Annotated in this window: 21 protein-coding genes; 4 read left to right on the top strand and 17 right to left on the bottom strand. The window is 74.8% G+C overall.

Translation table 11 applies throughout. The features are described from left to right. The 10 genes from FHL80_RS01075 to FHL80_RS01030 form a co-directional block, all read right to left on the bottom strand. On the bottom strand, positions 1–290 hold a 290-nt coding region (locus FHL80_RS01075), incomplete at its 3' end, for a CDGSH iron-sulfur domain-containing protein (protein ID WP_246078375.1). Positions 291–319: 29 nt separating this feature from the next. Further along, a complete protein-coding gene (locus FHL80_RS01070) occupies positions 320–937 on the bottom strand; it encodes an FMN-binding negative transcriptional regulator (RefSeq protein WP_138731605.1) in 618 nt (205 codons plus the stop codon). A gap of 3 nt (positions 938–940) precedes the next feature. After that, a complete protein-coding gene (locus FHL80_RS01065; RefSeq protein WP_138731604.1) occupies positions 941–4,054 on the bottom strand; it encodes a bifunctional [glutamine synthetase] adenylyltransferase/[glutamine synthetase]-adenylyl-L-tyrosine phosphorylase in 3,114 nt (1,037 codons plus the stop codon). Positions 4,055–4,057: 3 nt separating this feature from the next. Next, the gene (locus FHL80_RS01060; protein WP_138731603.1) at positions 4,058–4,807 is read right to left on the bottom strand and encodes a type 1 glutamine amidotransferase; all 750 of its coding nucleotides are present in this window, start codon (positions 4,805–4,807) and stop codon (positions 4,058–4,060) included. A 77-nt stretch (positions 4,808–4,884) separates the two neighbouring features. Next, positions 4,885–6,234 (bottom strand): type I glutamate--ammonia ligase, encoded by a 1,350-nt coding sequence (gene glnA / locus FHL80_RS01055; protein ID WP_246078374.1) that lies wholly within the window; start codon positions 6,232–6,234, stop codon positions 4,885–4,887. A 514-nt stretch (positions 6,235–6,748) separates the two neighbouring features. Then, positions 6,749–7,993 (bottom strand): NAD(P)/FAD-dependent oxidoreductase, encoded by a 1,245-nt coding sequence (locus FHL80_RS01050; protein WP_138731602.1) that lies wholly within the window; start codon positions 7,991–7,993, stop codon positions 6,749–6,751. A gap of 37 nt (positions 7,994–8,030) precedes the next feature. Continuing rightward, a complete protein-coding gene (gene folE / locus FHL80_RS01045) occupies positions 8,031–8,648 on the bottom strand; it encodes a GTP cyclohydrolase I FolE (RefSeq protein WP_138731601.1) in 618 nt (205 codons plus the stop codon). Then, positions 8,645–9,085: a DoxX family membrane protein gene (locus FHL80_RS01040; RefSeq protein ID WP_138731600.1), complete on the bottom strand. Its 441-nt coding sequence runs from the start codon at positions 9,083–9,085 to the stop codon at positions 8,645–8,647. Before FHL80_RS01040 ends, folE begins: the two co-directional genes overlap by 4 nt. Before the next feature lie 79 nt (positions 9,086–9,164). Continuing rightward, positions 9,165–9,848: a helix-turn-helix transcriptional regulator gene (locus FHL80_RS01035; RefSeq protein WP_138731599.1), complete on the bottom strand. Its 684-nt coding sequence runs from the start codon at positions 9,846–9,848 to the stop codon at positions 9,165–9,167. Between the two features lie 66 nt (positions 9,849–9,914). Further along, complete coding sequence (locus tag FHL80_RS01030) at positions 9,915–11,120, bottom strand: L,D-transpeptidase (RefSeq protein ID WP_138731598.1); 1,206 nt, start codon at positions 11,118–11,120, stop codon at positions 9,915–9,917. 130 nt (positions 11,121–11,250) lie between these two features. On the opposite strand from FHL80_RS01030, the gene FHL80_RS01025 reads away from it, so the two are divergent. Both FHL80_RS01025 and panB read left to right on the top strand, forming a co-directional pair. Next, positions 11,251–13,086, top strand: a complete 1,836-nt coding sequence (locus tag FHL80_RS01025) for an NAD+ synthase (protein ID WP_138731597.1) — start codon at positions 11,251–11,253, stop codon at positions 13,084–13,086. After that, positions 13,083–13,913 (top strand): 3-methyl-2-oxobutanoate hydroxymethyltransferase, encoded by an 831-nt coding sequence (panB, locus tag FHL80_RS01020; protein ID WP_138731596.1) that lies wholly within the window; start codon positions 13,083–13,085, stop codon positions 13,911–13,913. Before FHL80_RS01025 ends, panB begins: the two co-directional genes overlap by 4 nt. Before the next feature lie 120 nt (positions 13,914–14,033). Here panB and npdG read toward each other — a convergent pair whose 3' ends face one another. Together npdG and FHL80_RS01010 are read right to left on the bottom strand one after the other, a co-directional pair. Beyond that, positions 14,034–14,729: an NADPH-dependent F420 reductase gene (gene npdG, locus FHL80_RS01015; protein WP_138731595.1), complete on the bottom strand. Its 696-nt coding sequence runs from the start codon at positions 14,727–14,729 to the stop codon at positions 14,034–14,036. 88 nt (positions 14,730–14,817) lie between these two features. After that, positions 14,818–15,006, bottom strand: coding sequence for a hypothetical protein (locus tag FHL80_RS01010; protein WP_026845323.1), 189 nt, complete (start codon positions 15,004–15,006; stop codon positions 14,818–14,820). A gap of 156 nt (positions 15,007–15,162) precedes the next feature. Between FHL80_RS01010 and FHL80_RS01005 the strand changes: the two genes are divergently transcribed. Beyond that, positions 15,163–16,338 (top strand): GGDEF domain-containing protein, encoded by a 1,176-nt coding sequence (locus FHL80_RS01005; protein ID WP_246078373.1) that lies wholly within the window; start codon positions 15,163–15,165, stop codon positions 16,336–16,338. 45 nt (positions 16,339–16,383) lie between these two features. Further along, positions 16,384–17,706, top strand: coding sequence for a M24 family metallopeptidase (locus FHL80_RS26620; protein WP_138731594.1), 1,323 nt, complete (start codon positions 16,384–16,386; stop codon positions 17,704–17,706). A gap of 12 nt (positions 17,707–17,718) precedes the next feature. Here the strand turns inward: FHL80_RS26620 and FHL80_RS00995 are convergent, their stop codons facing one another. The 5 genes from FHL80_RS00995 to FHL80_RS00980 are packed head-to-tail and all read right to left on the bottom strand — an operon-like array spanning position 17,719 to position 19,486. After that, positions 17,719–18,282, bottom strand: coding sequence for a potassium channel family protein (locus FHL80_RS00995; protein ID WP_246078372.1), 564 nt, complete (start codon positions 18,280–18,282; stop codon positions 17,719–17,721). 12 nt (positions 18,283–18,294) lie between these two features. After that, positions 18,295–18,477 carry a hypothetical protein gene (locus tag FHL80_RS25975; protein ID WP_246078371.1) on the bottom strand — a complete coding sequence of 61 codons (183 nt, stop codon included), beginning with the start codon at positions 18,475–18,477 and terminating at the stop codon, positions 18,295–18,297. A gap of 18 nt (positions 18,478–18,495) precedes the next feature. Then, the gene (locus tag FHL80_RS00990; protein WP_138731593.1) at positions 18,496–18,918 is read right to left on the bottom strand and encodes a ChaB family protein; all 423 of its coding nucleotides are present in this window, start codon (positions 18,916–18,918) and stop codon (positions 18,496–18,498) included. Positions 18,919–18,932: 14 nt separating this feature from the next. Further along, positions 18,933–19,184, bottom strand: coding sequence for a hypothetical protein (locus FHL80_RS00985; protein ID WP_138731592.1), 252 nt, complete (start codon positions 19,182–19,184; stop codon positions 18,933–18,935). 44 nt (positions 19,185–19,228) lie between these two features. Further along, positions 19,229–19,486, bottom strand: coding sequence for a DUF2795 domain-containing protein (locus FHL80_RS00980; RefSeq protein ID WP_138731591.1), 258 nt, complete (start codon positions 19,484–19,486; stop codon positions 19,229–19,231). Positions 19,487–19,518: the final 32 nt, after the last annotated feature.

Raw genomic sequence — 19,518 nt, 5'->3', positions numbered from 1 at the left:
CGCTTGTGGGTCCCGTCGCAGAAGGGCTTGATGCTGGACTTGCCGCACCGGCAGAGCGCGACCGTCTTGCGGCCGGGGTCGATCTCGTTGCCCTCGGTGTCGACCAGCCGGAAGTCCCCGCGGACGACCAGCGGGCCGTCCCGGTAGGGCGTGATGGTGGCGGTCGGCTCGTCGGCCGGCGGGAGGTCGCGCACCACCTCGTCGCTCACGTCGTCGGCGGCCGGGAGCTGATCGGTCGGGAGCGGGGCGGTCGGGAGCGGGGCGGCGCTGGCCGGGCTGGTCTCGGGCACCGATCGGTCGTGCCCTCCCGGTGCCCGGCTCAACCCCGCTCCGCCCGGACGGCCTGGACCGCGGCCGTCGTCCCCAGCGCCCCGTCGGCCGTCAGGCCGGCGACGACGCCGTCGACGTCGGCGGCCGGGCGGTTCTGCGACAGCTTCCACTTGGCCTCGACCCGGCTGATCGGCACCTCGACGCCGACGATGGCACGCAGCTGGCCGGCGACGAACCGGGCGGGTGCGTCGGTCACCGCCCACGGCTCGGGCCGGCCGGCCTCGTGCGCCTCGGTGAGCCGGGTGACGTGCGCGGCCAGCCAGTCGGCGTCCTCGTGCAGCACCAGCTCGCCGTGGACGTGCGCCAGCACGTAGTCCCAGGTCGGCACCACCCGGCCGTGCTCGGCCTTGCTGGCGTACCAGGACGGCGACACGTAGGCGTCGGGTCCGCGGACGATGACCAGCACCTCCCCCACGGTGTCCCGCCACTGGGGGTTGTTGCGCGCGAGGTGCCCGGTGAGGGCGTGCGCCTGCGGGTCGTACAGCATCGGCAGCGTGGTGGCGGTGAGTCCCGCCGGCGTGCTGCTGACCAGGTCCACGGCCCCTGGCGCGGCCAGCAGCTGGACGAGGGCGTCGTCGGGGGCGGCGAAGTGCGCGGGGACGTACACGGCTCAGTCCTCCTCGGTGCGGCCGTAGAACACCCGCTCGACGACCGTGCGGGCGTGCCGGGTGATCCGCCGGTAGTCGTCGAGGAACTGACCGGGGTCGGTGTCGGCGCCGTAGCCGCAGGCCCGGGCGACGCCCTGCAGCTCCAGCCCCTGCCGCGGCAGCTGGTCGCCGGGGCGACCGCGGACCAGGAAGACGGCGTTGCGCGCCCGGCTGGCCAGCTCCCAGGCCGACCGCAGCGCGGTCACCTGCTCGGCGTCCAGCAGCCCGGCGCGACCGAGTGCCTCCAGCGCCTCGATCGTCGGGGTGACCCGCAGCTCCGGGTGCCCGGCGGCGTGCTGCAGCTGGAGCAGCTGCACGGTCCACTCCACGTCGGCCAGCCCACCGCGGCCGAGCTTGGGGTGGGTGGCCGGGTCGGCGCCGCGCGGCAGCCGTTCGCTGTCCACCCGGGCCTTGATCCGGCGGATCTCGGCGACCTGCCCTGCGGTCAGCCCGGCACCCGGGTACCGCAGCGGGTCGACCAGGGCGAGGAAGTCCCGGCCCAGCTGCTCGTCCCCGGCCACCGGCTCGGCGCGCAGCAGCGCCTGCACCTCCCAGGTGGAGACCCAGCGCTGGTAGTACTCGGCGAACGCCGACAGGCTGCGCGACAGCGCTCCCTGCCGGCCCTCCGGGCGCAGGTTGGCGTCGACCTCGAAGGCCGGGTCCGGCGCCGGCTCACCCAGCAGCCGGCGCAGCGTGTGGGCGACGGCGTTGGCCACCGGCGCGGCGCGCGACTCGTCCGCGCCCGCCTTCGCCCGGTGCACGAACAGGACGTCGGCGTCCGATCCGTAGCCCATCTCGGCCCCGCCCAGCCGGCCCATCCCGATCACCGCCAGGTCGACCGGCACGTCGGCCGCGGCCACCCCCGCCTCGGCGGCCCAGCTGCGCACCGCGGCGTCCAGCCCGGCCCGCAGCGTCGCCACCGCGACGTCGTGCAGCGCCCGACCGACCTGGAGCACGTCCAGCCGCCCGAGCAGGTCGGCGCAGGCGATCCGCAGCAGCTCCTGGCGGCGCAGCGAGCGGAGCACCTGGACGCCGGCCCCCGCGTCCCCGGCCCGGGCCACCGCCTGCCGCCAGGCCGAGGCCAGCACGTCCGCGCCGCGCGGCTCGAGCTGCGCGTCGTCGGCCAGGATGCGCATCGCCTCGGGGGTGCGGGTCAGCAGGCCGGCGACGTACTGGCTGGAGCCCAGCAGCACGGCCAGCCGCTCGGCGGCCTGCCCCTCGTCGCGCAGCAGCCGCAGGAACCACTGGTCCTTGCCCAGCGCCTCGCTGACCCGGCGGTAGGCCAGCAGCCCGGCGTCCGGGTCGGCGCAGGAGGCGAAGCTCTGCAGCAGCACCGGCAGCAGGTAGCGCTGCATCGACGCCGAGCGGGTCAGCCCGCCGGTGAGCGCGGTCAGGTGCCGCAGCGCGCCGTCCGGGTCGGCGAAGCCCAGCGCCCGCAGCCAGTCCCCGGCCGCCTTGGGCCCCAGCGCCAGCTGCTCGCCGGGCACCCGGGCCACCGAGGACAGCAGCGGCCGGTAGAAGAGCTTCTCGTGCAGCCGGCGCACGACCCGGGTGTGCAGGGCGAGCTCGGCGCGCAGCACGGCGACCGAGTCGCCGCGGTCGTCGGGTTTGTAGCCCAGCGAGCGGGCCAGCCAGCGCAGCTGGTCCTCGGCGACCGGCAGCAGGTGGGTGCGCCGCAGCCGCAGCAGCTGCAGCCGGTGCTCCACCGTGCGCAGGAAGCGGTAGGAGGCGACCAGCGTCGCGGCGTCGTCCCGGCTGATGTAGCCACCGGCCCCCAACGCGATCAGCGCCGGGATGGTGCCGCCGTCGCGCAGCGAGACGTCGGCGCGGCCGTGCACGAGCTGCAGCAGCTGGACGCTGAACTCGACGTCCCGCAGCCCGCCGCGGCCCAGCTTCAGCTCCCGGTCGGCCTGGCCGGCCGGGATGTTGGCCTCGACCCGGCGGCGCATCGCCTGCACCTCGCCGACGAAGCCGGTCCGGTCGCCGGCCGTCCAGACCATCGGCCACAGGGCGTCGACGTACTCCCGGCCCAGGGCCGGGTCCCCGGCCACCGGGCGCATCTTCAGCAGCGCCTGGAACTCCCAGGTGCTCGCCCACTTCTCGTAGTAGGCGCGCATCCCCGACAGGCTGCGCACCAGCACGCCGGCCTTGCCCTCCGGGCGCAGCGCCGCGTCGACCTCCCAGGCGGCCTGCCCGCAGATCCGCATCAGCGATCCGGCGACGCGGGTGGCGCTGGCCAGCGCGGCCGCGTCGTCCTCGCCGGCGTCCACCGGCTCGGCGACGAAGATTACGTCGACGTCGCTGACGTAGTTGAGCTCCCGGCCGCCGGTCTTGCCCAGCGCGATGACGGCCAGCCGGCAGGCCGCGGCGTCGGCGGGCTGCTCGGCGACGGCGAGCGCCAGGCCGGCGGTCAGCACCGCGCCGGCGATGTCGGCGAGCTCGGCGGCCACCTCGTCGGCGGGCAGCCCGTCCCCGAGGTCGCGGCCGGCCACCGACAGCACGGCCCGCAGGTAGGCGTGCTTGAGCTCGCGGACCCGCGCCGGGTCGGGGTCCGGCGCGGCGGTGCCCAGCCGCACGCCCCAGGGCGGGTCGTCGGGGTCCGCGCCGACGGCGAAGAGCATCTGCTGCTCCAGCTCGTGCGGGCTGGGGCGGCCCGCGCCGCGCTCGTCGGCGTCCAGCACCACCCAGTCGGCCGGGTGGGTGGCCAGGTGGTCGGCCAGGCCGGCGGAGGCCCCGAGGACGGCGAGCAGCCGGGAGCGCAGCGCGCCGGAGCCCCGCAGCCGGGCGAGCAGGCCCGCGGCCAGCTCACCGGCCGGGTCGGTGGCGTCCAGCGCCTCGACCAGCCGGGCCAGCGAGCGGAGCGCGAGGTCGGGGTCGCCGGTGCGTGCCAGCGCGGAGACGACCGGACCGGCCTCGGGGTCGGCCGGCTCGTTGCGCTCGAGGTCCCAGAGACCGAGCGTGGGGTCGGCCAGCAGCCGGGCGGCCCGGGCGCCGTCCTCGAAGCCGAACCGCACCAGCCGGACGACGGCCCGGCGGGGGACCTCGTCCTCGGCAGCCGGACCGGGCGCGATCGCCATCGGTCAGGCGCCGTGGGGCGCGTCGCTCCGCCGGCCGGCCCGGGCGCGCACCAGCTCGGCGAACCGGGCGGCGAACGGTCCCCAGACCTCGGCCACGTCGGGCTGGACGGCGGCCGCCCGCGCGCAGATGGTGTCGGCGTCCAGCCCGCTGGCGGCCACCCCGACCGGGTCGGTCTCCGCCCACTGCCGGATCAGCGGCTCGTCGGGCTCGATGTGGAACTGCAGGCCGTAGACGTGGTCGCCGACCCGGTAGGCCTGGTTCTGGTAGCTGGGGTTGCTGGCCAGCAGCGTCGCGCCGGGCGGGAGCCGGTCGATCTCGTCGTGGTGCCACTCGAGCACGTCCGGCGACAGCGGCAGCGGGCCGAACAGCGGGTCGGCGTCCGCGGCGTCCCGCTTGGCCACCAGGGCGGCGCCGACCTCCGGGCCGTCCACGCCCACCCGGGTGCTGCCGCCACCGACCTGGGCCAGCAGCTGGGCGCCGAGGCAGACCGCCAGCGTGGGGACGTCGGCGGCGATCGCCTGGCCCAGCAGGTGCCGCACCCCGACCAGCTCCGGGGCGACCTCCTCGGGGTCCATCGAGGACTGCGGGCCGCCCAGCACGAGCAGCCCGTCCACGCCGGTCAGGTCGGCCGGCAGCGGCTCGCCGGTGGACAGCCGCCGCTCGTCGAGCTCGAGCCCGGCGTCGGTCAGCCACTCCCCGAGGCGGGTGGGCGGGTCGGTGTCGGACGGGACGACGACGAGCAGGCGGGCCACGGGGGTGAGCTTATGGAACGGCCCCCTCGCAGGGACCCGCGGCGTGCGCAGCGCGTCGTGGGGGCGAGGGGGTCCTCCTACAGGCCGGGCAAGTAGCGCTTGAGCTCGAAGGGCGTCACGTTCTGCCGGTAGGAGTTGAACTCCTCCCACTTGTTGCGCAGGAAGAAGTCGAACACGTGCTCGCCGAGGGTCTCGGCGACCAGCTCGCTGCCCTGCATCGCGGTCAGCGCCTCGCCGAGCGACACCGGGAGGTCCTCGTAGCCGGCGGCGCGCCGCTCGGTGTCGGTCAGCGACCAGACGTCGTCCTCCGCCTCCGGCGGCAGCTCGTAGCCCTTCTCGATGCCGCGCAACCCGGCGGTCAGCAGCATCGCGAAGGTCAGGTAGGGGTTGCACGCGGAGTCCGGCGAGCGGACCTCGACCCGCGCGGAGTTGCCCTTGTTCGGCTTGTAGGAGGGCAGCCGCACCAGCGCCGAGCGGTTCGCCCGGCCCCAGGTGGCTGCGGTCGGCGCCTCGGTGCCGGCCAGCAGCCGCCGGTAGGAGTTGACCGTCTGGTTGGTGACCGCGGTCATCTCCCGGGCGTGGGTCAGCAGGCCGGCGATGAACTGCTTGCCGGTCGTGGACAGCCGCATCGGGTCGCCTGGGTCGTGGAAGGCGTTGCGGTCGCCCTCGAACAGCGACAGGTGGGTGTGCATCGCGGAGCCGGCCAGCTCGGTGAACGGCTTGGGCATGAAGGTGGCGTGCACGCCCTGGGCGAGCGCGACCTCCCGCACCACGTGCCGCAGGGTCATGATGTTGTCCGCCATCGACAGGGCGTCGGCGTAGCGCAGGTCGATCTCCTGCTGGCCCGGGGCGACCTCGTGGTGGCTGAACTCCACCGAGATGCCCATCGCCTCCAGCGCGAAGACCGCCTCCCGGCGGAAGTCGTGGGCCACGTTGTGCGTGGACAGGTCGAAGTAGCCCCCGGTGTCCGCCGGCTCGGGCGGGCTGCCGTCGCTGGGCAGGTCCTTGAGCAGGAAGAACTCGATCTCGGGGTGGGTGTAGAAGGTGAAGCCCATGTCGGCGGCCTTGGCCAGCGCGCGGCGCAGCACGTGCCGCGGGTCGGCCCAGGCCGGTGAGCCGTCGGGCAGCGTGATGTCGCAGAACATCCGCGCGGTGTCGCTGGCCTGCCCGCGCGAGGCCGGCATGACCTGGAAGGTGCCGGGGTCGGGCTTGGCGAGCATGTCGGACTCGTAGACCCGGGCGAAGCCCTCGATCGCCGAGCCGTCGAAGCCGATGCCCTCGGCGAAGGCGGCCTCGATCTCGGCCGGGGCGACGGCCACTGCCTTCAGGTATCCGGAGACGTCGGTGAACCACAGCCGCACGAAGCGGATGTCGCGCTCCTCCAGGGTGCGCAGGACGAACTCCTGCTGGCGGTCCATGGTGGCCATCGTCGTCTCCGGGCATGTCGGTGGTGTTACGGCCCCCACCCTGCCTGGTCCAGGTGGACGGCGGGTGTACCGGGGGCGTGTCGCCGGCGGGGGCCGGCCGCTCAGACGCCGACCGGTCGTGGCACCTCGTGCTGCCGGCCGGCAGCGAACGGGTCGGCGTGGCACCGCGGCGCCCGCGCCGCCCCCCGCGGCCGCGGTGGACGAGCAGGCCGCGGGCCCGGTCGGGGACGGCGTCCAAGGCGGCCTGCACGCCGGGCAGGTCCCGGTAGCGGTCCACGTCCTCGTCGGCGGTGACGAGCAGTTCCAGGACGAGACCCCACCGGGTGTCGTGCCACTCCCAGGCGATCGCCCCGTGGGTGACCGCCGCCTCGGGGGGGCGTCCCCGTGCCCGCGGCGCCACCGCGTCGGGGGCACGTCCGCATCCAGGACCTCGATGGTGAGCCACTCGGCCACGAGGGAACGGCAGGCCGGCGCCCTGCTCCCGTCCATGGTCCGCGGCGTCGGTCGCCCCCGGTCAGCCAGAGCCGGTGGGCACGAGCTCCGCCAGCGGCACGGCCGGGTCGGTGAGCTGCTCCACCGGCACCGGCTCGCCGGACCGGACAAGGGCCTGGACCTGCTCGGCGACGTCCCAGACGTCGACGTTCATGCCGGCCTCCACCTGGCCGTCCGGGCCGAGCCAGAAGGCGATGAACGGGCCCTCGTCGGGGTTGCCGCGGCACACCACCGGGCCGTCGGGGCGGCCGAGCCCGGAGTACTCCATGCCGAGCTCGTACTGGTCGGTGAAGAAGTAGGGCACCCGGTCGTGGACGACGTCCTGGCCGAGGATCGACCGCGCCGCGGCCGGCCCGCCGTGCAGCGCGTTCGCCCAGTGCTCGACCCGCAGGTGCCGCCCGTACCGCAGGGAGAAGGCAGCGGCCACGTCCCCGGCGGCGAAGACGTCGGGGACGGCACTGCGCAACGCGGGGTCCACGACGATGCCGTTGCGCACCGGCAGCCCGGCGGCCTCGGCCAGCGCGGTCTCCGGCACCGCGCCCACGCCGACGACGACCAGGTCGGCCGGGAGCGGGTCCCCGCCGTCGAGGAGCACCGACCGGACCCGGCCACCGCTCCCCTCCAGTGCGCGGACCGACGCCCCGGTCCGCAGGTCCACTCCGTGGCTGCGGTGCAGCCGCGCGAAGACCTCCCCCAGCCGCGCACCGAGGACGCCGTGCAACGGCGTCGGCCGGGGCTCCACCAGCGTCACCGGGTTGCCGTGGTGGCGCGCGGCCGCGGCGACCTCCAGGCCGATCCACCCGCCGCCGACGACCACGACCCGCCGCCCTCCGCCGGTCAGCTCGGCGCGCAGCCGGTCGGCGTCGGCCAGGGTGCGCAGGTACCGCACCCCGTCCAGCTCCGCGCCGGGCACGGGCAGCCGGCGGGCCGACGCCCCGGTGGCCAGCAGCACGACGCCGTACCGGAGCACCTCCCCGGAGTCCAGTTCCACCTCGTGCGCCGCCGGGTCCAGTCCGACCGCCCGGACGCCGGTGCGCAGGTCGACGTCGGAGTCGGCGTACCACTCCGCTGCGTGCACGTGGGCGCCGTCCCGGCCGGCGGCGCCGAGCAGGTACTGCTTGGACAGCGGTGGCCGCTCGTAGGGCCGCTCCTCCTCGGCGCCGACCAGGACCACCCGCCCGTCGAAGCCCTCCGCCCGCAGGGTCTCCACCGCCGTGGCGCCGGCCAGGCCCGCGCCGACGACCACGACGCCGTCCGGTCCGCTCATGGTGTGCCGTCCTCTCCAGAGGTGGTGGTCAGCCCGGTCACCGGCCCGTGCCGGCGAGGGCGAAGAACTCCTGCCGGGAGCGCGCGTCCTCGCGCAGGACGCCGCGCAGGGCCGACGTCGTGGTCCGGGCGCCCGCGGCGCGGACCCCGCGCAGCGACATGCACAGGTGCTCGGCCTCGATGACCACGCCCACCCCCCGTGGGGCGAGGGTGTCCTGCAGCCAGTCGGCCACCTGCTGGGTGAGCCGCTCCTGCACCTGGAGGTCGCCGGCGAACAGCTCGACCACCCGGGCGAGCTTCGACAGCCCGAGGATGCGGCCGCCGGGGAGGTAGGCCACGTGCGCCACCCCGCGGAAGGGCAGCAGGTGGTGCTCGCACAGGGACTGGACCGGGAGGTCGCGGGCGAGCACCAGCTCGTCGTAGCCCTCGTCGTTGGGGAAGGTGGTGAGGTCGAACGGCCGAGCGGTGAGGAGCTCGGCGTAGGCGCCGGCCACCCGCCGGGGGGTGTCGGTCAGGTGCGCGGACGCCGGGTCGCGGCCCAGCGCCCGCAGCAGTGCGGCCACCGCCTGCTCGGCGGCCGGCAGGTCCACCGCGGGTCGGCGGCGGACCACGCGCAGCCGGTCGGACTGCGGGAGGGCCTCCTCCACCGCGCTCATCGTCGCGCCCCAGCGGGCCGAGAGGCCGGGACGTCGTACCGGACGGCGAGCCGGGCGAGAGCGACCGCGGCCACCAGCAGCCCGGCGTCGCGCAGCGCCACGTCGTGGTACCCGGGCAGGGTCAGCAGGTCCACGATGATCCCGGCGAGCCAGGCCGCCACCAGCCAGGCGCCGAACCGGGGGGCGACCGCCACCGCGACTCCGGCGACCACCTCCACGACGCCGACGACGGGCATCGCCTGCTGGGCCGTGCCTGGCACCAGCCGGTCAATCCAGGGGGCGAGGTACTGCGGCCAGTCGGTGAGCAGGTTGGCGAACTTGTCCAGGCCGAAGGCGATCGGCGCGACGGTGAACACGGTCCGGAGCAGCAGGAAGGCCTGGTGCGCGGGATCGGCGGCGGTCTCCGCCGTCCGGGACCGGGTGAGGTGGGTGGCCATGGGGACCTCCTCTAAAACCAATGATGATTGGCAGTAGAGACCTGGGTCACACCGGTGTCAAGGGCGCCGCGCGCGGGGGTCAGCCGGCGTCGGTAGGGCCGATCCGGACGCAGCAGGCGCCGTCGGTCGGCTGCAGCCGGGCGGCCAGCCCCGCACCGGGCACGGCGTCGAGGACTCCCTGCAGGAGGTGGAGGTTCATGCCGCAGACCAGCTCGGTGTGGTCCCGGGCCAGCGCGTGGAACGGGCAGTTCGCCAGCGCGACGCCGCCGGACTCCGCGTGCGGCTCGAACCCGTGGCGCTCCAGCAGCGCCAGCACCGACCCGCCGGGGTCGGCCCCGGTGAGTCTGGCCCCCCACTGCTCGCCCAGGTCCCGGGCCAGCCGGCCCAGGGCCTCGGCCGGCCGCTCCCCGGTCCGGTCGACCTCGGTCAGCGCCGCCGCCAGCAACTGCCCGGCCAGGTCGTACCGGCGCTCGGGCAGCTGCACCGACACGGAGCGCTCGGCGCGGCGGTACAGCTTCGCCGGCCGGCCCGCCCCCGGCCCGCTGCGCCCGCTCCGGCGCTCGTAGTGGACGTCGAGGAGACCGTCGGCGACCAGCCGGTCGAGGTGGAAGGCCACGGTCGGGCGGGGCACCCCCAGCGCCGCCGCCGCGTCGTCCCGGCTCACCGGCTCCGGGCTCCGGACGACGTGGTCGTACACCCGGCGCCGGGTCGGCTCGGCCAACGCGGCGACCGCGGCCACCTGCGCACTGCGACGGTCGTCCATCCGTCGATTCTAAGACCAACATCGATTCACGAAAGGGCTCTCGCCTGCGGGGGGACCGCCGTGCCCTCAGGCGGCCGGAGCGGCCATCGCCGACCCGGCCTGCCAGTCTGCCCAGCTCTCGTTCCAGTCGCCGTACCCGTCCCAGACCTGGAGCGCCGGTCCGGCGGCGGCCACCTCCACGACGTCGCCCCGGCCGAAGTTCTCGTAGAACCAGCCCGCGTCGGCGGTGGAGACGTTCAGGCAGCCGTGCGAGACGTTGCGCCGGCCCTGGTCACCGACCGACCAGGGCGCCGCGTGCACGAAGATGCCGGAGTTCGACAGCCGCGAGGCGTACTCGACGTCGGTGCGGTAGCCACCGGGGGCGTCGATCGCCACGCCGTAGGTCGAGGAGTCCATCGTGTAGTGCCGCGACTGCCCCATCACCACGTAGGTGCCGGTCGGGGTCTGGTTGGCCCGGTTGCCCAGCGAGGTGGGCATGGTCCGCACCAGCTGGTCGTCAACGTAGAGCTGGAACTCCGCGGCGCCGACCACGGCCACCTTCCTGGGCCCGACGTCGAACTCGACGTGCTCGCTCTGCTGGCCGTGGACGCCGTCGCCCACGTCGAGGCCGTAGACGTCGACGTCCAACGCGACGTGGGTGCGGGCCGGCCAGTACTGCTCGGGCCGGAAGTGCACCGTCCGGTCCGACAGCCAGGACCAGGAGCCGGCGACCGCCGGGGTGCTGGTGACCCGCAGCTGCCGCTCCACCGCCGCCCGGTCGGTCACGTCCTCGTCGAAGGTCACCGAGATCGGCTGGCCGACCCCCACCGAGCCCCCCTCGGGGTAGACGGTGGGCAGGGTGAGCGTGCGCGGGCGCACGGTGCTGATCGTGCCGGTCGTCTCGGCGGGCGTGCCGGAGGCGCCGACCGCGGTGGCCGCGACGGCGTAGGTGGTGTCGTAGGCGAGGTCGGCCGCGGCGGTCCACGTCGTCCCGTCGGGGTCCAGGCCGCCGGGCAGGACGACGCCGTCCTCGTCGGTGACCGTGACCGCGGTGAGCTCCCCGTGACCGGCGTTGACGTGCAGCGGGGTCACCGGGTCGACGTCCACGGAGTCCAGCGGCGGGTCGGTGCTGATCACCACCGGCTCGGCCGCCACCGGCGGCGCCGGTGCGCTCGTCGTCGCCGCCGGCGCCGCCCGGGCGTGGTCGGCCCCACCGGAACGGCAGCCGGGCAGGGCGAGCACCAGCAGCGCCGTGAGGACGGCGGCGGCACGGGAGGAGCGGGATCCGGACATGGCGCTCCCCGGGCTGAGACGGACGACATCGACCGTATCGGCAGGTCCGGGGCCTGCTGTGACGGTAGACACCCTCCGGCCGGGTGCCCTGGATGGCCGCGCCGTGCACCGGGCGACCAGACTGGGAGCCGTGACTGCACCGGTACAGCTGCGCGTCGCGCTCGCCCAGGTCGACACCCGGGTCGGCGATCTCGCGGGCAACGCGGACCTCGTCGTCGAGTGGACCAGGAAGGCCGCCGGGCAGGACGCCTCCCTGGTGGTGTTCCCGGAGATGACGCTCACCGGCTACCCCGCCGAGGACCTCGTGCTCCGGGAGTCCTTCGCCCGGGCCAGCGAGGTCGCGCTGGTCGACCTGGCGGCGCGGCTGGCCGACGACGGGCTCGGGGAGACCGCCGTCGTCGTCGGCTACCTCGCGCACACCCAGGGCAGCGGGCCGGCTCCAGTGGACCGCATGCCCACCGACGCCGACGACACCCCCGGCGACGCCAACCCGCGTCGGGGCGCGCCGCGCAACGCCGCGGCGCTGCTGCACGGCGGCGAGGTGGTGGCCCGCTACCACAAGCGCCACCTGCCCAACTACGGCGTCTTCGACGAGGCCCGCTACTTCGTGCCGGGCACCGAGCTGCCGATCGTCCGGCTGCACGGCGTCGACGTCGCGCTGACCATCTGCGAGGACCTGTGGGTCGAGGGTGGCCCGTGCGGGTGCGCCGGCGAGGCCGGGGTGGACTTGGTGGTGTCGCCCAACGCCTCCCCCTACGAGCGGGCCAAGGACGACAGTCGGCTCCCGCTGGTGCGGCGCCGGGCGGCCGAGGCACACGCGCCGGTCGTCTACTGCAACCAGGTGGGCGGCCAGGACGAGCTGGTCTTCGACGGCGACTCGCTCGTCGTGGGTGCCGACGGCGAGCTGCTGGCCCGGGCACCGCAGTTCGTGGAGCACCTGCTCACCGTCGACCTGACGCTGGACGTCGCCGCGGTCACCGACCGGCGGGAGGGCCGGATCGGCCCGATGACCGTCACCCGGCACCTGGTGTCGGACTCCCCCGTCGCGCCGTTCGAGCCGCGGCCGGGCACCGTCGCCGAGCCGCTGAGCGACCTCGAGGAGGTCTGGCGGGCGCTGGTGCTGGGGCTGCGGGACTTCATCGACAAGAACGGCATGCCCTCGGTCGTGCTCGGCATGTCCGGGGGCATCGACTCCGCCCTGGTGGCCGCGCTGGCCGTCGACGCGCTCGGCCCGGACCGGGTGGTGGGGGTCGGCCTGCCGTCGAGGTGGTCCAGCGAGCACTCCCTGTCCGACGCCGAGGACTCGGCCAAGCGGCTGGGCATGCACTACTCCGTCGTCCCGATCACCCCGATGGTCGAGGCGTACGAGAGCTCGGTGGAGCTGTCCGGGGTGGCCGCGGAGAACCTGCAGGCGCGGGTGCGCGGCACGCTGCTCATGGGGCTGTCCAACCAGCACGGCCACCTGCTGCTGGCGACGAGCAACAAGAGCGAGGTGGCGGTCGGCTACTCGACCCTCTACGGCGACGCGGCCGGCGGGTTCGCCCCGATCAAGGACGTGCTGAAGACCCTGGTGTGGGACCTGGCCCGCTGGCGCAACGGGTACGCCCGGGACCGCGGCGAGGTCGAGCCGATCCCGCAGAACTCGATCGACAAGCCACCGTCGGCCGAGCTCGCACCCGGGCAGCAGGACAGCGACTCGCTGCCCTCCTACGAGGAGCTCGACGCGGTCATCACCGACTACGTCGACCGCGACCTCGGGATGGCCGAGCTGCTCGAACGCGGCCACGACCCCGAGGTCGTCGCCCGGGTGCTCCGGCTGATCGACACCGCGGAGTTCAAGCGCCGGCAGGCGGCGCCCGGGACCAAGATCTCGCTGAAGGCGTTCGGCCGGGACCGGCGGCTGCCGGTCACCAACCGCTGGCGGGAGAGCCTGCCCAGCGTCCGCGGAGGAGCGGCCCACTCATGACCGAATCGGTGCTGTACGGCGGGACGTCCACCGCCCGGGTGCGCGTGCACCACCTGCAGCAGGCCAAGGAGCGCGGGGAGAAGTGGGCGATGCTCACCGCCTACGACACCTACGCCGCGCAGGTGTTCGAGGAGGCCGGCATCCCGGTGATGCTGGTGGGCGACTCGGCCGGCAACGTCGTCCTCGGCCACACCTCGACGGTGCCGGTGACGGTCGAGGACATGCTGCTGCTGACCAAGGCGGTCACCCGGTCGACCTCACGATCGCTGATCGTCGCCGACCTGCCCTTCGGCAGCTACGAGTCCGGCCCGCAGCAGGCCTTCGACACCGCGGTGCGGCTGATGAAGGAGGGCGGCGCGCAGGCGGTCAAGCTCGAGGGCGGCGTGCGGGTCGCGCCGCAGATCCGGCTGCTGGTCGACGCCGGCATCCCGGTGATGGCGCACATCGGCTTCACCCCGCAGAGCGAGCACGCCCTGGGCGGGTTCCGGGTGCAGGGCCGCGGGGCCGGCGCCGAGCAGCTGCTGGCCGACGCGCACGCGGTGCAGGACGCCGGGGCCTTCGCCGTCGTGCTGGAGATGGTGCCGGCCGAGATCGCCGGCCAGGTGACCAAGGAGCTGTCCATCCCGACCATCGGCATCGGTGCCGGCGCCGACTGCGACGCCCAGGTGCTGGTCTGGCCGGACATGGCCGGGCTCAACGGCGGCCGGGTGCCGAGGTTCGTGAAGAAGTACGCCGACCTGCGCGGCGAGTTGCTGCGCGCGGCGCAGGAGTACGCCGCCGAGGTCCGCGACGGCGTCTTCCCCGGCCCCGAGCACTCGTTCGACTGACGTCCTCCGGTCTCAGCAGTGATCAGGTGACCTGATCACCGTCCGTCCTCCTGCACCAGCGTTGGTGCAGGAGGACGGCCTTTGATCAGGTGACCTGATCGAAGACCCACATGCCTGGCCTCACACGTCGGTGATGCGGACGCCGGCGTGGGCCTTGTAGCGGCGGTTGACCGAGACCAGGTTGATCGTCAGCGCCTCGACCTGGCGCGCGTTCCGCAGCCGTCCGGCGTAGACCCCCCGCATGCCCGGGAGACGGCCGGCCAGCGCCTGCACCAGGTCGGTGGCCTCGCGGGTGTCGCCGACGACCATGACGTCGCCGTCCAGGGTCGGCTGGGAGAGGTCCTCCAGCGTCACCGCGGACAGGTGGTGGAACGCGCCGACGACCGAGCTGTCCGGCAGCAGCACGGCCGCCTGCTGGCAGACGCTGCCCTCGGGGACGTCGAGCACGTAGGCACCGAGCTCGTCCCAGCCCATCGGCACCACGCAGTCGACGACGACCTTGCCCGCCAGCGGTGTGGCCAGCTCGGCGATGGTCTCGGCGTGCCCGGCGTAGGGGACGGCGACGACGACCACGTCGGCCGCACCGGCGACGTCGACGTTGGACCCGCCGCGCACCGACACCTCGACCCCGCCGGCGGCCGCCCCGGCCCGGGTGGCCACCTCGCTCGCGACCTCCTCGGCGCGCTGGGCGTCCCGGGACCCGAGCAGCACCCGCTGGCCGGCCGCGGCCAGCCGGACCGCCAGCCCACGCCCCTGCGGTCCGGTGCCCCCGAGCACCCCGACGACGAGGTCCTCCACCGCACGTCCGTCCGTCACGAGCCCTCCTGTCCCCGCGGGCGGCCCGTCCGGACGCCCCTGCCCAGGATCATGCCTCGACGGTCCTGCGGCGGCCGACCCGGTCGGCTCAGCGGTCGCCCTCGTTCCAGGCGCGGTCCTCGGCGTCGGCCCGCTCGTTCCGCTCGGCGACCTTCTCCAGCGCGTGCTCGGCCTCCGACCGGGTGGCGAAGGGACCGAGCCGGTGACGCTCGGCGCAGCCGTCCCTGGTCTCGACGGTGTGGTGCTTCAGACAGAAGAAGAAGGGGCCCTCGTCCAACGTCGTCTCCTCTCACGAACTGCTCCGGCGTGCAGCCTTCCATCCCGTCCCAGCTCGGCGCTGGGTCGGCCGAGCCGGCCGCGATCCGAACGAGTTCCGGATACAAAGGTGCTCGATGGGGTTCTGCAGAGCCCGTGCGTGGTGCATCCTGCTGCCATGCCGGGGGACGAACCGCTGCAACGCGGTCACGGACGGACTGCCCGCACCGGCCCCGACCTGCGGCGGGACGACGACCCGGCACTCCCCGACGACGGCTCGGACACCTGGCTCGCCGCCCGCTGCCTGGCCGCGCTGCTCGGCGTCGGGGCGTTGCTGGGATCACTGAACCTCGTCATCGACGGGGCTCTGCAGGCCGGGCCGACCCGGACGCTGTACGTGGCCACCATGGGGCTGCTGCTGGCCCTCGGCCTGGTCGTCCTGGTGCGCCGGCGGGTCACCGCGGCCGCCACCGCGGCGTTGGTCGTCGTCGGTGACCTCGTCTACGTCGTCGTGGCCGAGTCGGTCACCGACCCGTTGCGCTTCGCCTCACCGCTGATGCTGCTGTTGTGCTGCGTCGCCGCCGCGTGGTTCCTCGGACCCCGGATGCTCGCCGTGCACATGGTCCTGGTGGTGGCCGCCTGCGCCGCCGCCCTGGGCCGCAGCTTCCCCGACACCGCGGGCCTCGTCGTGCAGGTGACGGTGGCCGCGGCCGTCCTCGACCTGATGACCCTGGTCGTGTTCCTGCTGCGCCGCCGGGTGCAGCGGCTGCTCGTGCACACCGTGGCGCTGTCCTCCACCGACCCGCTCACCGGGCTGGCGAACCGCCGCTCGCTGGTCGAGCAGGCCCCCCGGATCTGGAAGCAGGCCCGGCGCGACGGGGAGCGGGTGGCCGCACTCGTGCTGGACCTCGACCACTTCAAGCGGCTCAACGACGCCTTCGGCCATGCCGCGGGCGACGACGTGCTGCGGTGCGTCGCCGCCGCGCTGTCCGCGACCGTCCGCCCGGCCGACGTCCTGGCCCGCACCGGTGGCGAGGAACTGGTCGTGCTCGGGCTGGTCGCCGACCACAGCGAGGCGCGGCACCTGGCTGAGCGGTTGCGGTCGGCCGTGGCGGCCAGCGGCTCGGAGCACCACCGCAAGGTCACCGTCTCCATCGGGGTGGCACTCACCCGCCCGGGCTACGGCGAGGACCCCGCGGACGCGCTGTGGCGGCTCATCGACCGGGCGGACGTCGCGATGTACCAGGCGAAGCAGGGCGGCCGGGACCAGGTGGCGCTGGCCACCGCGGCGGTCGTCCCGGCACCCCGGGTCCCCGGCGGCCCCGCTCCGCGCGCGGCCAGCGGGCGGGCCTGACCGCTCGACCCTGCGCTGGCCCATCGGGTCTGGTCTCCTACCCGCATGACCGCCACCGTCGACCGGACCGTCCCGGATCCCACCAGTACCGTGCCCCTGCCGCTCCGCGAGCAGGCCGACGTGCGCGACCGCTGGCTGACCCAGCGGCTGCTCGACGTGCTGCCCGGGTTGATGGACCGCGCCGGCATCGACCTGTGGATCGTGGTCGGCCGCGAGTACAACGAGGACCCGGTGCTCGCCACGATGCTGCCGGCGACCTGGCTGTCGGCCCGGCGGCGGACCATCCTGCTGTTCCACCGCAGCGACGACGGCGTCACCGCCGCGGCCGTCGCCCGCTACCCGGTCGGCCAGTTCCTCACCGCCTGGGAGCCCGAGGGAACACCGGGGATGACCGCCGCCCAGTCGCAGTGGGCCGCCCTGCGCCGGTTCGTCGACCAGGCCGCGCCGCGCAGCATCGGGGTCGACTCCTCCCCTGCCTTCGCGCACGCCGACGGCCTCTCGCACACCGAGCACGGGCTGCTGGTGCAGGCGCTGGGTCCGCACGCGGACGCGATCGTCTCCGCCGAGCAGCTCGCCGTGGGCTGGCTGGAGACCCGGCTGCCGGAGGAGATCGCGGCCATGCACGCGATGAACCGCCTCGTGCACCAGGTGATCGACGAGGCCTACTCCCCCGCCGTCATCACCGTCGGGGAGACCACCGCGCTGGACGTCGCCTGGTGGATCCGGCAGCGCTTCGCCGACCTCGGCGTCGACGGCTGGTTCCAGCCGACCGTCGGGCTGCAGCGGGCCGGGTCACCGCTGGTCGACGAGCAGGGCACGGTCCTGCCCGGCGTCCCCTACGACGCGGTGATCGAGCCCGGCGACCTGGTGCACTGCGACGTCGGGCTGTCGACGCTGGGGTTGATGACCGACACCCAGCGCAACGGCTATGTGCTGCGCCCCGGGGAGACCGGGGCCCCGGCCGGCCTGGTCGCCGCGCTGGCCGTCGGCAACCGGATGCAGGACCTCACCACCGCGGCCCTGCAGCCGGGGCGCACCGGGGACGAGGTGCTGGCGGCCGCGCGTGCCGCGGCGGCAGCGGAGGGCGTGGACGGTGACGTCTACTCCCACCCGGTGGGGGTCCACGGCCACGGCGCCGGTCCGGCGATCGGCATGTGGGACCAGCAGGACGGCGTGCCGGGCGCGGGCTCGGCGCCGGTGCACACCGACACCGTGTGGGCCCTGGAGCTGTGCGTGCGGGTGCCGGTGCCCGAGTGGGACGGTCAGCTGGTGCGGATGGCGCTGGAGCAGGGCATCGCGCTCACCCAGCGCGGGGTGGAGTACCTCGACCAGCGGCAGACCGAGTTCATCCTGATCCCGTCGTCCTGACCGGTCCCCGCGTCAGCTGACCGGCGGCGCGTCGAGCTCGCGGCGGTCGGCGAGCTCGGCGCGCAGCCGGCGCACCTCGTCGGCGAGCGCGCGGACCTCGACCAGCAGCGCGGCGTCGTCCGCGTCGTCCTGCGCCTGCGCGGCCTCCGCGACCCGGCTGACGAACCAGGAGGCGACGGCGGCCGTCACGACGCCGAGCAGGGCGATCCCGCTGACCATGAGCAGCACGGCCACCAGCCGGCCGTCGCCGGTGACCGGGTACTCGTCGCCGTAGCCGACGGTGGTGATGGTGGTCAGCGCCCACCACACCGCGTCGCCGTAGCTGGTGATCGAGGCGCCCGGCGCGCCGCGCTCGGCGTCGTAGACGGCCAGCGAGGCCATGAACACGACCAGGGACGCGGTCATCGTGACGTAGGCGGCGACCCGGCCGTGCAGGCTGGTGGTCAGCCGCCGGTCGAGCACCCGGGCGACCCGGACCAGGCTGAGAATCCGCAGCGGGCGCAGCAGCGGCAGCAGCACGGCCAGGCCGTCGACCCAGTTCTGCCGCACGAACCGCCACCGGTGGTCGGCGAGCACCAGGCGCAGCGCTTAGTCGGCGAGGAACACCGGCCAGGCCACCACGGTGACCACCCGCAGCGTCACCAGCAGCGGGTGCGGCAGGTCCGGGCGCAGCACGCCCCACGCGTAGGCGGCGACGAACAGCAGCGCCAGCAGGACCAGCGGCCACTGGCTGAGCTCCTCGTACCGTCTGCGCAGGGCGTCCTTGCTCACCGCGTCAGTCTGGCCGGGTCACTTCCGGCGCGCGGCAGCGGTCTCCCTGTCGTTCGCCTTCCGGATGGCCTCGACCAGCTCGTCCTTGGTCATCGAGGAACGGCCGTGCACGTCGAGCCGCCGCGCGAGGTCCATCAGGTGCTCCTTGGTGGCGCTGGCGTCCACCCCGCCGTACGTCTCGCGGTCGGTGCCGGCGCCGCCCTCGGCCTGCGGGTCGCTCGGGCCCTTGTGGTCCTTGGGCTCCCAGTGGTCGCCGACCTTCTCGTGGGTGTGCTTGACCGCCGCCCACGCCACCTGGTTGGCCCGCTGCTCGTCGCCGTAGGACTCGGCTGCCGAGTCGTGCGCCTTCGCGAAGGTGCGCTGCGCCTTCTCGTCCGAGCGCTGCAGCGTGCTGGGGATCTCGTCCTGCCGCGCGTCGCCGCTCTTCGTCGTCTTCGCCACGGGTGCTCCTCCGCTCAGGGCAGGTCGGCGGTCTCCGCCGACTGCCGGTGGCCGCCCTGTGCGTCGTCGGGGTCGGCGTTGACCGTCCGCTCCTCGGACTCGGCGAGGATCACCGCGGCCTGCACCCTCGGGTCCAGGCCGCCGTTGGTGGGGTTCGCGTCCCCCTCCACGGACTGCTCCTCGGGGAGCAGCTGGGCCCGGCTGTCGACGTTGTGCTCGGTGAGGTTGGCGATCGCCTCGGGGGACGGGTCCTTCATGTCAGGCATGGGACCCACCTACCCCGCTCCCCCGAGGCGATGCACGACGCCTCTCAGAAGCGCTGCTGCTCCGTTCCCATGCCCAGGGCCTGGGCGACCTCCTGCACGTTGGTGAACTCGGTGCCGGCCGGCAGGCGGCGCAGCTGGGCGAGGACGGCGTCCGGGGCGTTGGACTCCTGGGCCTTGCTCACCAGGGTGTCCCGGTCGGCCGGCCACACCTCCTTGCCCAGGGTCTCGGCGATGGCAGCGCGACGCTCCACGTCGGCCGGGTCGGTGCCCGGGGAGGTCGCGGGCTGATGGGGGTCGGTCATGGGTGGTGCTCCGTTCTGTCGGGCAGCCGCGA

This window comes from Modestobacter excelsi (assembly GCF_005930495.1).
GTDB lineage: Bacteria > Actinomycetota > Actinomycetes > Mycobacteriales > Geodermatophilaceae > Modestobacter > Modestobacter excelsi.
The sequence above is the reverse complement of the archived record's forward strand: the minus strand, read 5'-3'. Positions and strand labels throughout refer to the sequence as shown.

Coding starts and splice junctions, on each gene's coding strand:
- FHL80_RS01065 (WP_138731604.1), bottom strand. CDS start 4,054: ATGGCGATCGCGCCCGGTCCGGCTGCCGAGGACGAGGTCCCCCGCCGG.
- glnA (WP_246078374.1), bottom strand. CDS start 6,234: ATGGCCACCATGGACCGCCAGCAGGAGTTCGTCCTGCGCACCCTGGAG.
- FHL80_RS01050 (WP_138731602.1), bottom strand. CDS start 7,993: ATGAGCGGACCGGACGGCGTCGTGGTCGTCGGCGCGGGCCTGGCCGGC.
- folE (WP_138731601.1), bottom strand. CDS start 8,648: ATGAGCGCGGTGGAGGAGGCCCTCCCGCAGTCCGACCGGCTGCGCGTG.
- FHL80_RS01040 (WP_138731600.1), bottom strand. CDS start 9,085: ATGGCCACCCACCTCACCCGGTCCCGGACGGCGGAGACCGCCGCCGAT.
- FHL80_RS01035 (WP_138731599.1), bottom strand. CDS start 9,848: ATGGACGACCGTCGCAGTGCGCAGGTGGCCGCGGTCGCCGCGTTGGCC.
- FHL80_RS01030 (WP_138731598.1), bottom strand. CDS start 11,120: ATGTCCGGATCCCGCTCCTCCCGTGCCGCCGCCGTCCTCACGGCGCTG.
- panB (WP_138731596.1), top strand. CDS start 13,083: ATGACCGAATCGGTGCTGTACGGCGGGACGTCCACCGCCCGGGTGCGC.
- FHL80_RS01005 (WP_246078373.1), top strand. CDS start 15,163: ATGCCGGGGGACGAACCGCTGCAACGCGGTCACGGACGGACTGCCCGC.
- FHL80_RS26620 (WP_138731594.1), top strand. CDS start 16,384: ATGACCGCCACCGTCGACCGGACCGTCCCGGATCCCACCAGTACCGTG.
- FHL80_RS00985 (WP_138731592.1), bottom strand. CDS start 19,184: ATGCCTGACATGAAGGACCCGTCCCCCGAGGCGATCGCCAACCTCACC.
- FHL80_RS00980 (WP_138731591.1), bottom strand. CDS start 19,486: ATGACCGACCCCCATCAGCCCGCGACCTCCCCGGGCACCGACCCGGCC.